General features: G+C 41.9%; 10 protein-coding genes. 5 read left to right on the top strand and 5 right to left on the bottom strand.

The features are described from left to right. Positions 1–44 precede the first annotated feature (44 nt). On the top strand, positions 45–353 hold the full coding sequence (locus JMI88_RS15665; RefSeq protein WP_201362863.1) for a hypothetical protein: 309 nt from the start codon (positions 45–47) through the stop codon (positions 351–353). A gap of 255 nt (positions 354–608) precedes the next feature. Continuing rightward, positions 609–1,196 (top strand): YbhB/YbcL family Raf kinase inhibitor-like protein, encoded by a 588-nt coding sequence (locus tag JMI88_RS15660; protein WP_201362862.1) that lies wholly within the window; start codon positions 609–611, stop codon positions 1,194–1,196. A gap of 175 nt (positions 1,197–1,371) precedes the next feature. Here JMI88_RS15660 and JMI88_RS15655 read toward each other — a convergent pair whose 3' ends face one another. After that, on the bottom strand, positions 1,372–3,159 hold the full coding sequence (locus tag JMI88_RS15655) for a DNA polymerase/3'-5' exonuclease PolX (protein WP_201362861.1): 1,788 nt from the start codon (positions 3,157–3,159) through the stop codon (positions 1,372–1,374). Between the two features lie 874 nt (positions 3,160–4,033). On the opposite strand from JMI88_RS15655, the gene JMI88_RS15650 reads away from it, so the two are divergent. From JMI88_RS15650 to JMI88_RS15640, 3 genes are all read left to right on the top strand, one after another. Continuing rightward, positions 4,034–4,360 carry a hypothetical protein gene (locus JMI88_RS15650; RefSeq protein WP_201362860.1) on the top strand — a complete coding sequence of 109 codons (327 nt, stop codon included), beginning with the start codon at positions 4,034–4,036 and terminating at the stop codon, positions 4,358–4,360. 164 nt (positions 4,361–4,524) lie between these two features. Further along, on the top strand, positions 4,525–4,827 hold the full coding sequence (locus tag JMI88_RS15645; RefSeq protein ID WP_201362859.1) for a hypothetical protein: 303 nt from the start codon (positions 4,525–4,527) through the stop codon (positions 4,825–4,827). 191 nt (positions 4,828–5,018) lie between these two features. Then, a complete protein-coding gene (locus JMI88_RS15640) occupies positions 5,019–7,157 on the top strand; it encodes a pentapeptide repeat-containing protein (protein ID WP_201362858.1) in 2,139 nt (712 codons plus the stop codon). Positions 7,158–8,462: 1,305 nt separating this feature from the next. On the opposite strand, the gene JMI88_RS15635 is transcribed toward JMI88_RS15640, so the two are convergent. From JMI88_RS15635 to JMI88_RS15620, 4 genes are all read right to left on the bottom strand, one after another. Continuing rightward, positions 8,463–8,858, bottom strand: a complete 396-nt coding sequence (locus JMI88_RS15635) for a hypothetical protein (RefSeq protein WP_201362857.1) — start codon at positions 8,856–8,858, stop codon at positions 8,463–8,465. Positions 8,859–9,230: 372 nt separating this feature from the next. After that, positions 9,231–10,340 (bottom strand): replication-relaxation family protein, encoded by a 1,110-nt coding sequence (locus tag JMI88_RS15630; RefSeq protein ID WP_201362856.1) that lies wholly within the window; start codon positions 10,338–10,340, stop codon positions 9,231–9,233. Between the two features lie 69 nt (positions 10,341–10,409). Continuing rightward, positions 10,410–13,304 carry a type IV secretory system conjugative DNA transfer family protein gene (locus JMI88_RS15625; protein WP_201362855.1) on the bottom strand — a complete coding sequence of 965 codons (2,895 nt, stop codon included), beginning with the start codon at positions 13,302–13,304 and terminating at the stop codon, positions 10,410–10,412. Further along, a complete protein-coding gene (locus JMI88_RS15620; RefSeq protein WP_201362854.1) occupies positions 13,291–14,295 on the bottom strand; it encodes a phage NrS-1 polymerase family protein in 1,005 nt (334 codons plus the stop codon). The genes JMI88_RS15625 and JMI88_RS15620 overlap by 14 nt, the downstream gene beginning before the upstream one ends. Positions 14,296–14,348 lie beyond the last annotated feature (53 nt).

The raw sequence follows: 14,348 nt of genomic DNA, 5'->3' as shown, positions 1-14,348 counted from the left end.
TGATCATTGCTATCAAACGATAAATATGCTATTATTGGCATAATATGACAAAAGATGAATTAAATGAGCTTAAAAACGTTCTCCGGGCAGAAACAGAGCCAATCCGTAAACAATTGGATCAACAGGGATCGGCCATCACGCGGATAGAGAAGCGGCTTGATGCGATTGAGCAAACGCAGGCGCATATGCAGACAGCCCTGAAGCTCGTAGCTACCAGAGGTGATGTAGAGGCAGCGGTTGAAGCAGGCAATTCCCAGTTAAAAGCAGACCTGATCAAGAAAATCCAGGGCCATGAGCGGCGCATTACCAACCTGGAAGACAAGACTGATACCCCAAATCCTGAAAAAAACTAACAACTCTCCCTACCAGTGTTTTTATACCCTATCAGAAAGGCCACTTAACAGCGTACAAGGGGCACTGCCTGAGAAGATAATGAATCCTTCATCCTCTGAAACGGAGTGGGCTAGAACGCCGTTTTATGGTCAAGAAAGATAAAGTAGAAAGAATCAAGTCCTTCGATAAAATCATGATTATAATATAAAGTATTATAGGGATAAAAAGAGTTAATCAAGCAAAAAGTTATAAATCTCTTAAGAGGTGAAATTATTATGAAGAAGGTTTTGTTGATTATTGGGGTTTTGGTTTTTGTGGTGGTTGTAATTTTTATTACTGTAAGTTTTGCAAAGTCACCTATTCTTGTAACGAATACAGAAAATCATGGTAATTCCACTATATTAACTAAAAACATGAAGATCAGCAGTATTGCGTTTGGCAATAACACAAGAATTCCCGTAAAGTATACTTGTAACGGACAAGATATAAATCCCCCGCTTCAATTCGTAGGGGTTCCTCAAGATGCAAAAAGTTTGGTATTGATTGTGGATGATCCTGATGCTCCTATGGGTACTTGGGTGCATTGGGTGGTTTATAATATTGAGCCCTCAGTGAAACAAGTCAATGAAAAGAGTGTCCCACAAGGAGGTATTGAAGCAAAGACAAGTGTCGGTAAACCTAGTTATAGTGGCCCCTGCCCGCCATCAGGAACTCATCGGTATTTTTTCAAGGTATATGCTTTGGATACTACACTCGTTTTTGAACGGCGGGATCAAGTGGATAAACGGTTAGTTGAAGAGAAGATGAAGGGGCATGTGATTGATCAGGCTGAGATGATTGGTCTTTATAGTCAGCAGAAGTAGCCTCTAAAGTTTCTATTTTCATATTGGTAGGAACTACTGATAAACGAGGATAGGATTTTTCTTAGGAGAACTTCGGTACTAGAAAAGAAAGCTATCTTCCGACACCCTGTGCACCGGGATGCATTCGTTGCGAAGCTTAAGGGGAGAGAGGCTCCCTTCTTTGCTGATTTCACGCTCATCTTTCATTATTCTGTAACCATTCATGAAATCTCTTGTATGGTAACGAATTGATAATATTCTGTTCGGTCGCCCATCCTCTGCGGGCAACTGCGACACCGTATTCCATAAAATCCATGTGAGAAGCAGCATGACTATCAGTGTCTATGACTAATTGAACACCTTTTTTCACGGCCGCCTTCACGAGCATATCCGGTAAATCAAGACGAAGCGGCTGGGCATTTATCTCCAGGGCTTTCTTGTGCTCCTTGCAGAAATCGAAAACGACATCCCAGTCCAAATCATAAATGGAACGTTGATTCAAAAGTCTGCCGGTTGGGTGTGCCAATATCCTGGCTTTCGGATGGCTTAAGCCCTTCAGAACTCGTTTCGTCATTGCCGTTTGATCCATATCAAAAGCACTATGGACAGAGACAAGCGCCGCATCCAGAAGTTCAAGAGATGTATTATCAATCGCCAAGTCACCATTCGGTTGAATATCAACTTCAAGAAGCGCATAGATATGCAGATATTTCTGATACTTTTGCCTCAATTGCTCAATCTGTTTATTCCTGTTTTCTAAAATTTCGTAGATTTGAGAAGCAGAATGTTTGGAGACACTCGGGTTATGTTCGGCAAAGCCGATATATTCATAGTTTAAAGCAATCGCTTTCTCTATCATGATTTCCATTGCATCCTGTCCCATATCATGGCTCGGTTCAATCGGATAACTTGAGTGAAGATGCAAATCACCTTTCATATCTTGAAGCTCGACCAATTGGGGGACTTTCTGTTGTATAGCCAGTTCTATCTCACCGGTATCTTCTCTCATCTCAGGTGGGATCCACTGCAACCTCAGAGCGTTATAAAACGCTTCTTCAGTATCATACTGTTGCAAAATATCTTTTCCGCCAATTTTCTTTTTAATGCCATATTCTGATAACGATAGACCTTTTGATATTGCATATTCACGAAGATGAATATTATGTGCCTTGCTGCCTGTAAAATGCTGAAGCAGTGACCCAAAGCCTTGCGGAGGCTGAGTCATCAAATCAATTTGTCTTTCAGACGAAAGAAGAATAGAAGCAGTACGGTCTCCCTTCTCAATCACACGTGTTTTATATGGATAGGCAATAAAATGATTCAATACAGCCCCAGGATCAGTAGTCGCGACAGCGATATCCACGTCTCCGATCGTAGAGGCACGTCTTCGTAAACTCCCCAATGGATAGACCTGTTTTGCTGCAGGACATTTCTTCAGATATGCGACTATTTTTTCCGCCAGTTCATTGGCATACGGCAACACCATGCGCGCCGTTTTTGTCTTTCCCAGACTATACTCTTGAATCGCTTGTAAAATATCTTGTTGAGATTTCTCACCAAATCCCTGATGCCTGGCAATCTCTCCTGCTTGTGCCAGATCGGTGACGTCAGCGATCACTGTTTCTGGATTTATAAGATGAAATTCCGAAACCAATCGATACGCTTTCTTCGGTCCGAAACTGGGTATCTCAAGCAGTGGAAAAACAGACGCAGGGATATCTTTCAGCACCTCTTGAAAGTGTTCCACCTTTCCCGTCTTAAAAAGCTCCTCAATATGTGAGCGAATTGAAGCTCCCACTCCTGGAAGGGAAGCCAGTTTATTCTCCCTATACAAATCCCGCAATTCGATAGAAGTATAGTCAATACTATCTGCAGCCTTTTGATAGGCAATAATCTGAAACCGGAACTTTTTTTCATCCTTTATTGCATAGGCGGCAGCGACATCCCTGAGTAATTTACTGATCTCTGGGTTGGTCATATTCATACCAAGAATCTAGCAGATATCTGCCATCAAAAACAAGGATTTTCCTCCAGGTATCAATCAGGTGAGCGAGTCATCTGGAGCTCCTCAGATCCTCAACGATCAGGAAATACTGCACCTGGCAGCGTCGGCTTCTCTGTGGTTTTTGTTCACAGTCTGGGCAAACATCGAGAGAGGTGAAGTTTGGCTGCTCTGGCATTATGCATTAATTAAAATTAACTGTTGCATTTATTGAATATTTTGATATAATATGAACTATTAATATATATAAGATTTCTCTAGTTTAATTTATAATACTATGAAAGAATTTATTTCTAGCTCATCTAAAGAAAAAGAAATAAAACCTGAAGAATGGTTTTATCAGCGTTATAGTAATTAACATGGAGAATATATTGATGCGGAAGTAGCTTCTTACGATAATTGGGGTAAAACTAATAGATATGATTATATTGGATATGCAGATGCGCTGGGAGCTACAGTAACTTTTCTAGAACAGAATTATTGTGGTCAACGTCCTTCCATACGAGAGTCTACAGAACAAATAGAACGGTTTAAAGATGAGGTTGCTAAATGCAATAGAGGGATGCCATCTGAAAAATTTATGATGGAGAAATATGATGAGATATTGAGTGAGCTGAGACATTTTCAAAATACTGGTGAATATCCGACAACTTCTCCTGAAATAGATAGCAAACGAAAAAAATAAGGTAGCGCTACTTAAAGTCGTCGCCATTGTACCTCTTCTTGATTACATCTATTCTTTGTGATTTGTCTTTGTGTGTATAGTGGTTGTTCGTGATTATCATATGATATCCTATCGCAACTTTGTTGACAGTGGATGGTGGAGAGTAGAATAAAGGGAGAGGAGGAAGGTGAGATGACCAAACGACGAGCTATTTCAACTGCCCTGAGCCTTTGGAAGCCTTACACCAGATCCTTCGATGACCTGTTCGGCAAGAGAAGCCAACGTGACGAATTTCGTCACTATCTGGAGGATCTCCAGTTGCCCACCGAACGCAACAAAACGTTGACTGGCTTGGCCAACACCGAGCCTTTCTTCTGCAAAATATCTGTGAAACTGAACACAATGATGAGTGGTATAAAAACCAGGGATTTCCTCTACTTTCTGATGTCTCAGAGAAATAAATCGGGCTGCTTGGACTTTGAAGTGAAGATCTGCTTTGGCAAAATGGCTTTGATGTAATGCTGTTACTATGTTTTGCATTGCTTTTAGAAAAGATTAAGTTATATTAATTTAATAGGGACTTTACAAGAATATTCAAGATTTCCGCTGTTTGAATATTCAACTTATTGTATTATTATGCTAGTATATATAATACATTTTAAATGCAAAGGAGGTGAGGAAGTATGTATGATGAAAAAGAGGTTAATATTAATTTTAGCGAATATATTCAACTTGAAAGTGGTTTAAGAGCATATAGGGTGCCGCAAATGCTTAAATGGGGAAGAACAACTAGTGGACGTGGTGCAATGCGTTGTCCAACGGTAAATGAAGCAGAAGAAAATCTCAATTTAATGCTTAAAGAGATAGAAAGAAAAGGTGGAGAATTGAAAGGAGTAATAAGCATGTCAGCTATTAATAACGCCGATGATGTTGATAGTTATACTCATCCGCACCAGCAATCTTTCCTTATTGTTGAGAAGAAATAAATTTGTGAAATCTTAAACAATAATTTTATGCAACGGCAGGTAAATATATTGTGATTTAACCGTGATATTAATCTAGCAATCAGTGATATTAGTGTGACATGGAAGTCAAATAATACCTCAATCAAGAGCAAATAAGGGAAAGCTAGAGTAAGGAAAGATATTGCAGGGGACTGCTTAAAAGAAGGCAAAATATGCTCAATACTAGTCCAACCCATCAGGTACTCCTATTACCACAAGTACGCAATCCGTTATTACTTCCTGAACCATTGCCTGATCCTAACAAGTTTCCAGACATGGTTAGCTACTCTGAAGAGTGGCGGAAATATACAAATCGATATTTTGCAGCAGAAGTTGATTTTTGGACGACCCTTGATGATGCCCGGGATGCTTATAATACAATAACCAGCAGGATTATTGATTACCCGCGTACTCATTGGCATGGGACTTATGATGCATATCTAACCTATAATGTAATTATTTCAAAGAAGGAAAAAGAACAACTGAAGCAACCAAGTGACGCTTGGCTTGCATATTTTTATGTCTGGATTGGACATTTTCATGCTTGGTGGTGTATTTGTGGACAACCGTGGCGTACAGAGCCGGAGGTTAATGATACTCGCCGTAGAGAACTTGAAGGATGGCGCATTGCTCCATCTGATATTAATCGAGGTCTATATCCATTTAGAAATCGATCTATGAATCGGGCAGATGTTGAGTATCTATTAATAACACACGCATTACCAATAATGCCGCCCAATAAAGATGTGGCATCAGATAAGCAACAAGTAAAATGGATTGAAGTATTGGAAAATTGGAGCCCTCTCAGTCCAGGGCAATCTAAAAGAGGGCTGGATCTACGCGGTGCGAACTTAGAAAAAGCAGATCTCCGCAGATTACCATTAACAGAGTTACGAGGCGGTTTGTCAGGAGATGAGTGGAACACAGCCGGAGACAAAGAAAAAGATGCCGCAGCAATAAACCTAGAGGGCGCATATCTCCAGCGAGCCTGTTTACAAGCAGCTTCGTTACGTGGAGCGAACCTAAAGAATGCTCACCTAAACGATGCTGTTTTAAAACAAGCAGCGCTTGATGGCGCGCATCTGGACGGTGCAGATCTGCGTTCTGTATATTTTGATCATGCAACTTCACTTCAGCATGTTACTTTGGATGAGAGAACTCGTGTTGCCAATATCTATTGGGATGATGTTAACCTTGAAGGAGTGAGGAAATGGCCGCTAAAATTGGGTGATGAAACCGAAGCGGAAGAAGTAAAAAAGAGAGGTCAAGGGAAAAATAAAGAAAAAGAAACACTCGAAGCATATCAAGAAGCCGCTAGTGCCAACCACCAACTTGCTGTCGCGCTACGAGATCAAGGGTTGAATAAAGCTTCAGATTACTTTGCCTATCGAGCAGAAATAAACCAACTACAAGTGCGAAAATTTCAAGTAGGCGCAGAGATAAGCCAGCTAAATAAGCCACAATTGAATGGTACATGGCTATCTAAATTAATGTCTCAGCCACAAAATCAGCTCAAAAATCAGGAATTTATATTAGATAAATACTGGTTATATATATTAAATACAGTGGGGGTTGTCTTTTTGGCCCTGGCTCTTATTTTTGCAGTGTTAGGCAATCATAAATTTGTCCATGAGATAAACTTGGTATCACTGATAGTAGGGGTATTATCAGTGATACCTCTTATCATATATCTTTTCAAAGAAAATGTAAATTTTCGTCTCATGGTCACTTTTATGATCACTAGCATAATGAGCATTATAGTTTTTCTGTTAGTTCCAATGCTATTGACTTGGACAGTATTGTACCTCAAGCAAGGAACATTATTCATACTAGTTATTGTTGTGTTTTGTTATATTGCTGTACAGCAACGGGCTCAACAATTTATTGGCACTATCAGGGATTTTAGGGATATGATCTGGAGTGATATTCTTGATTTTCAACAAGATACCAAACCATTATTTGCTTTCCTCAAGATACAGGTTGATTATGGAAGATATCTCTTCTCATTGTTCCTTGATATCCTTATAGGTTATGGTTATAAACCACTACGGGGATTTTTCTGGTATCTATTCATCATTACAACGTTCGCGGTGGCATATCAATTATTAGGACCTGATAAACTTCCACAGTTATTTCCAAATGCATTTGTTCTCAGTCTCGTCTCGTTTCATGGACGAGGCCTTTTTCCTGGCCTTGATCAAATTACTTTAGGCCATCCATTAACAATGCTCGCTGCTCTTGAAGCAACCATAGGTTTATTGATCGAAGTTAGTTTCATTGCCACATTTACTCAGCGCTTCTTTGGGAAGTAATCCCTTTCCCTATCCATACATAATAATAGGGGAATTAAGCTACCATCTTTTCTTTACGGCCACAGGAGCGTATAGGATTTCTCCGTTTCCAAGAAAAAGGGGCTTACTTGAGAAAGTACAACATCTGTACTAAATAAGAGTAAGCCCCTCAAAAATAACACAAGTGTGGAGATTTGCTACGCTATTGTAGAAACATCCGCATCCTTGCGGTGGTTTGCAATTTCTTTGTTGCGGTTTAATAAACTCTATGTTCTAAAATGTTTGTTTTTTTTCGTCGAGTGCTAAAGTTTCTCCACATACAGGACATTCAGGTATTGAAAAACCAACATGCGGGCGTGACCAACGCTGACCTGGATGTTTTGGACAATCATATATCGGTGATCGTGGAATATGATCATAGCACGGCTCTGTATATAGTGGTCTATAGCCAGTATATACCCTATACCTTCCGAGTACAATTGATACAATCACTAGAAACAATAATAGATAGAGTAAAATCTCTAGCATATTTTTCTCCTTTGGCAAAAAGAAATTCTTTATTACAGCCCGTTGCTGTAATAACAGAGAATCCCTTTTATTCCTGCCAGACAAGCCATAGATTTTATGAATTCTCCGGCAAGGCCAAAAAAGAAAGTACTCCCGTAACAATTTCAAAGTGCAATATGAAAAAGATAAAAAATTACTATATCAATGTCATCTACCTTTATAACAGGTATTTTAGCAGAGGAAAAGGAATAAGGCAAAAACTGTGAATTGAGTCTCGTACAAAACTCCATCTAGATTGAATTAGCGCCTCGATTAAAAGAGTTGGAAGCATCTACAAAAAACGCTTTAACCTTCGCAGAAATTGCGAGTGATAAAAGGTTCGACAATTTCAAGACGATGTGGTCCCTGTTGCTTCATGCCATCGATACATCTATACCGTTGTAAAGATTATTCCAACAGGGCTAGTGAAAGCTGCATCCCCAGAAACACTAACCATCCTTCCTCCCGACAAGCATCATTTCATCCTGTTTTAAAAGCCACCAGATGGCGTACAAGGGTCGCTGCCTTATAAGATAATGAAATTCTTCATCCGTTAAGATGGCGGGGTCTAGAATGCTGTTTAATGGTCAGTGAAACATTATACTCTGTGGTATTTTTAAGATTCCCATTTCATTCACAAGAAAGAGGCTGACTTTTTTTAGTACAAATTGTACTTTTGAAGAGTCAGCCTCAATAGCATCATGCACGGAAAAAACGGCCTACGCACTTGTGTAGTAGCTTTTTAACCAGTGTAGTTGTAACAAATCCATATCAGCTGCTTTAGCCATATCGAAGGTAATCTTCAATCGCTAACAGAAGCTTTTCCATGCTTAGCCGCAGTTTTTGCGGATCGCAATCTTTCCGGCTCAACATCAACGTATTTTCAGGCATCGCAAAGGTTGTTCCATCAGCTTCAAACGAATTCCCTTCTGGAACACCCCAAAGAACGTCATCTTGCTCTTTGGGATCAACCGGAAGCGACCAAAAGATTTTGAGCGCTCCCGCAGTAACACAGTCGATTTGTCCTCCAACAGCAGTTGTCTCAGTTATCCTAATAACCGGCTCATTTCCTGTTAGACACTCAACGTTCACATATTTTCTTCTTTTGAGCCTTCGTAAAACTGGCATGCCCTTTACAGAAATCCCTTGTCCAGGCTCGATACGTAACTGGATCATTGTTCATTCTCCTGCCTTTAAGGCATTGTTCGGTTTCGCTTACGGTATACAGGCAAAACATCTACAGCACCTACTAACACACTGTCCAAATGTTTCTTGTATCCACGCTTTATGCTACAAGAATAGAAAGAGCCAAGTTACGAGTTTGATAACAGACGCATTGCCTTTTCGATGCGTATTCTAGCAGAAAGAAGGAGAAAAGCAGTGATATGTGTCATGCTTGATATATGGTTTCGTTCTGCAAATTCCTTGTATATTATAGTGCCTTCTCTCTGCAAAAATGCATAAACTTTGTTTCGCTAATCTACAACAAGGGAGGGGAGAAAATTTTCATTTTCCTTGCCGCTGTTTTAACCCACCACTGAGGCGAACCTATGGTTTCCATAGCAGCGTATCTGGTTCTTCCTCAAACGGCTTGTACCAGACCGGTTGGACAAACAGCGTCGGGGAGATTGCCAGCTCTTCTCGTATGCTGCCGGTATCCTGGTCAGTCTGTTGTGAAATACTGGTAAAGCGGAATAAGTTCTGCTCCTGTTCGAAATGTTGCTCTCGTAATACTTCCTCACACCAGTGGCGAAGCATTATTAGCCGCTTTTCACCACCGCGAGTAACAATATAGGCAATGCGTTTATTGGTCTTGCCATAACGCTTCTCAAAGCCGCCCTCAGGCAGGCAATAGTGGATATAGGCAAGGATTTTTTCCTTAAACTTTTTACTATTGGTTTCTGTTCCCCGATCCACTTCAAAGAGGATGACACGCCGCCATTCATTTACCTTAGCGTCGTAGAGTCTAAGCCTGAAATCAAGCATCCCGTCAGGCACCAGTCTCACAGTCTGCTGCACACTTTCCCCACTGTAGCTGGTCGTTAAGTCCCTTGCAAATGTAACAACAGCCGGTATCTTTTGCAGATCAAAATCATGGCGCCACTGGGCAAGAGTAATATCAGGAGAGACTTTAGACAGATTGCGGGCAGCAATCAGAATATCATTCACATTTAAGCAATGCAGTTTATGCAAGTAGGAAAGCCCCCGGGTTTCACACGGTCGAAAGCGGCGGGTTAGGTTAGGATAACCATTGCGGCGAAGGTACGATAGCCCGCAGGTGGCCAGACAATAGACAAAAGTAGGGTTGCCAGGTGCCTTTCTTTCCAGTGCTTCTCGATAAAGATAGACTTTCGCGGGTGTTTTCTGGCTTTGGCCTGAGAGGATTTGCAACTTGGTACTGGCACGGGTCTTTGAGCCCTTGGCATAATGCAGGTTGACCAGCTGCCAGGTACTAAGCAAATAATACTCCTTCACATAGGTCAAAATTTCATAGTCCAGCTCTGTTGGTTCATAGTGCATGTGTGCCTGTTTGCCACGTTTTTTAAGGCTTTGAGCAGTAGCTGCACTCTTCATTGGTATCTCCATCTGATTTTCAACCATGGTCTGCTCCTTTGCAAAGAAAATAAGGGCTCTGTCCTTTTCAAACAGGTCTGGCATACAAAGAGCTATCCTAACAGTCCATGCGTAGAAAACGCTATAATCCCTCCTACATTTTTCTAAGGGTCTTTACGTTTCCTCTTCATCCCAAGTAGTGCGGCTGGTTTTGTTCACCTTAGGTGTAAAGAACATGGCTTGTCGTACCTCAATCTCCTTTCGGACAATGTCCCGTTTTTGATACAGCCCAGAGGATGGATCATGCATGCGGGAGAGTAACAACGTGGTTGCATGCGCAAGAACCTCTGCCTCGTTTTCTACTTTTTCTATGGGACGGATCACTAATTTATGCTTTTCAACTTGCCTGACACCATTAATGTCAGTTGGCAGCTTACACCAGCCGCAAAAGGCTGGAAGATCTGTGAGCTCAAGCGCCCTTTCATTGACCATATCCATAACGGTTCTTGTTGTCCCTGGTTTTTCCTCATATCCGCTTTGTGTCTTAAGGGGGGCAATATGCTCTTCAAGGGTGAGCAAATGAATAACTTGTAGAAGGGAGAGCACAAAGGTACGCAAATGAGTGTAACATAGGGGATGAACCTGCATTTCTGAAAAGTAGGTTTGCATCAGCGCCAGGTACTCATTTTCCGTTAAGGATACGCTAATAATCGTCTCTTTCAGTTTTTGCTCTATAAAAGCCTCAAGCTCTGTTTCTTTTTTCCGTAACTTTTCCTCTTGTTCTTTTAATTGGCTTAGCCGAAAAAGATAATGCCCCCTTTGATCATCCTGCTTTTTTATTTCCAGATCGAGCTTTTCAATGCGCTGCTTTTTTAAGGAGAGATCATAGCGTTGGGCAAACTGCGCTGATCCTTTGGCATAGGCTACCAGTTCAAAGTAACTGCCATCTTCCTGCAGGTCGTTAACATCGGTAAGTAAAAAACGAATTTTTTGTGAGAGCCTATAGGCTCCTTCAACAGGTTCCGCCCCTCCGCTCTCCAAAATTTGGTGATAGCGCCAGTTATTGGCAACCAATGTGTCGTGAACTTCCTGCTTTAAACGTTGATACTCTGCATATGAGATATCAGCAGTTTTATCTAACTGCGCTCGCGCCTGTTGAATACTATCTTTTTCACTTAAAGCTTGTTGTAATTTTACCTTTATAATATTTAAGTAGTATTCTTCTTCTCCGAAAATATCTACTTCAGCAAGGTGTACATGAGGGGGAGGACTCTCAAGCTTTCGGGCTTTGCCTAATGGCAAGGGGATAGCCTGCTTATATGGTACCAAGGATGCGTCTTTTAAGTGGCAGAGAAAGTTAAGACAGCACGTAATAAATTCCTTCACCTTATCATCAGGAGGGAATTCTTTTACCTCCTTTTCTCCAGTAGGCAAGGGCACCGATTCAATAAAGTGCTTTTGAATGTCTATGGGTATATGTGTTGTTACTTCAGATTTGTAGTTTCCTTGAGGCCAGCGGTGTGACAAACGATACGTGGGTACAACCTTGGCACTTGTCTGTATTCCCAAAAACCCTCTTAGCATAAGCACAATCTCACTTATTTGCTCAACTAATACAGGAGAGGAGGGGAGAAGGCGCCCGGTCATCACATCAACCAGCAACTGGTCTAAGAGAAACTTGCCCTCTTGCAATTGGGTAGCGCAGGCGGTGCAGTCTTCGTTCTCACATAGTTCATCTTCTTTTAGCGTTTGACTATAGTGGACAAGTGACAACAGGTAGTCAGATGTAAAGGCATGGATTTCCTCATGCGGATGGATGATCTGGGTCAGTCTCTCAAGCGGATGGCGAGAGATTGCCTCACGTACTTCTTTTCTGGTTTCAGGATCCGGTGGTTTTTGGGCAATAAGGGAAGCCAGTTCGGCCGCGTCCTCTGCGGTTACCTGCAGGATGATAATAGATCCGGCATTAAGAGTGGCACCTTGATTGGAAGGATCCAACTGACTGCGCCACTGATGGGCAACGCAGGTAGCGATTTTAAACTTTCTTACCTCCGCAAGTAACTCGGCAAATGTTGGCGTACAAAATAACTGGTATTCATCAGCATACAAGTTAAATTGCACCCGCCTTTCAAAAGGAGTATCCGCTCGGGAAAAGGCAGCATTGGCAATCTGTGCCACAATAACGCTACCGATAAGACTGCTAATAAGCTTGTGCTCCCGAGAAAGTTTGACCAATAGGATTTTTCCGCTATCCATGATTTGCCTAAAGTTAAGAGTTGTTCTACTTTGTCCGATAATTTCATACAAAAACGGATCAATGATAAAATCATGGACACGCTTGATGGTTGAGGCGGTAAGCTCTCGTTGATCTTTTTTATTTAACGCCTGGTACTCATCCCGCCAGAAACTTTGCACCATTGGATGCACATTGGCAGTTAGCAATTGTTCTTGAACACAAGCATGTCTGGTAAGTAGAGGCAGTTCGGCAATGGTGAGCGGCGGAGTATGCCTGGCAAGCAGCAGAGGAAGAGTCATTTGCAGCGTCTCTGCCATGGTAGGAGCTTCTTTTAAAAGATCACCGCTTTGGGTAAACAATTTGGCAAAGATCTCAGTTACCGAGGATATAACGCGGCTTTGTTCTTCTTTATTGTTGGGATCTGGGCACTCAAGCAAATTTAAGCCAAAGGCATGGGTTTTATCAAGCGGATCAATTAAAATCACATCATGCATCCTTTGAGCAGGGATGCGGGCCAAAAGCGCATTAATGGCGTCTCCATGTGTATCAAAAAAGCAGACTCCCATTCCTTGCCTGATATCCTGAAGAATAAGGTTGAGAAGAAGCGTTGTTTTGCCGGTGCCGGTCTTGCCAATTAAATAGAGTCCGGACAGCCGTTGTTCCTGCTCTAAAGTAATTGGCTCACCGGTTGTGCAATCAGTGCCAAGAAGCAAAGGATCAAGTTTTTGAGGTATTGGCGTTATTTGTTTTACCTCCTCTATAATGGGAGGCTCTAAAGAAGGTGTTTTTCCCTTCGGGTTGATACCGGTAGTGATCCATTCAGCGTGAGACATTAGGTAAGTCCTCCTTTAAGTTAGTGCTCCCATACCGTTTTAAAAGCGCGTCTTTAATCAGCCTTTGACCATACGTCTCTGTTCCATTTAGCCTTCGATCCCATTTAGGCCGCATCAGGCCTGATTGGCGAAACAGCCTATCTACCTGGGCAACGTTATCACAAGTCCAGTAGAGAAGCAGTAAAACCAGGGTGAAATCAGCCTCAGATTGGCTATGATGCCTGGCCTTTGGCCCCTGCCAGAGGGTTGTATCTCCCTGATAGTAGCGCAAAAACGTGTTGGCGTTTTTAGCCAAACACGCCTGTGTAAGAACAGCTCTATCAGACTGGGGATTATCTAAGGTATTAAGGCTTCGTAGTGTTTGAGGATACCTAATACCACTACCTGTATTTTGATAGCCGGAGGGTAAGGATGGCTGAGCAAATATGCGATGATACAGGGAAAAGAGTTCCCTCTGGCGGGGTTGAATGTCTCTGGGAGTACCTGGAATCCACTGTCCGGTTAAGGTAAAGAAGCGGTGTTCTGAGTACATTTCCACGTGATCCCGCCGATGGAACAAGCCTGGTAAGCTACCAGCAAGTAAAATATGCAAGCCCTTACCGCTGGGAGAGATTTCCGTATAGCTATCAAGTAATCTGACTATCTCTAAAGCCTCAGTTGTGATGCCTCCATCGTCCTTTCTGCAGTGATCCAGATCAATACCAACGATGTTAAGGTCGTGAGTTAAAACAAGGCCAATTCCGGTATAGAGCCCTTTATGATATGCCCTTAGCACTTCTTGAAAACTACCCCAGGTAAAAGGATCTAAAACACTGGCTGCTTTTGCGTTTCTTGGGTTAAGTGGCAGTTTTTTAACAGTATCGTTAACACACTGATAGCGCCAGAGCACGAACTGATTTAAAGACTTAAGGCTGTTGGGGATCTGGGCTACATTGACCGCAAGCCGCTTTACAGTTATGTATTGATGAGGATGGTGCGCTGCCTTATTCATAAGATCACCTTGTATTTAGTGGGGAGGAGTTAGCCATCTTATGTAACTCCTCC

Source organism: Dictyobacter formicarum, from assembly GCF_016587435.1.
Note: the sequence above shows the minus strand (reverse complement) of the source record. Positions and strands in the feature narration are given on the sequence as shown.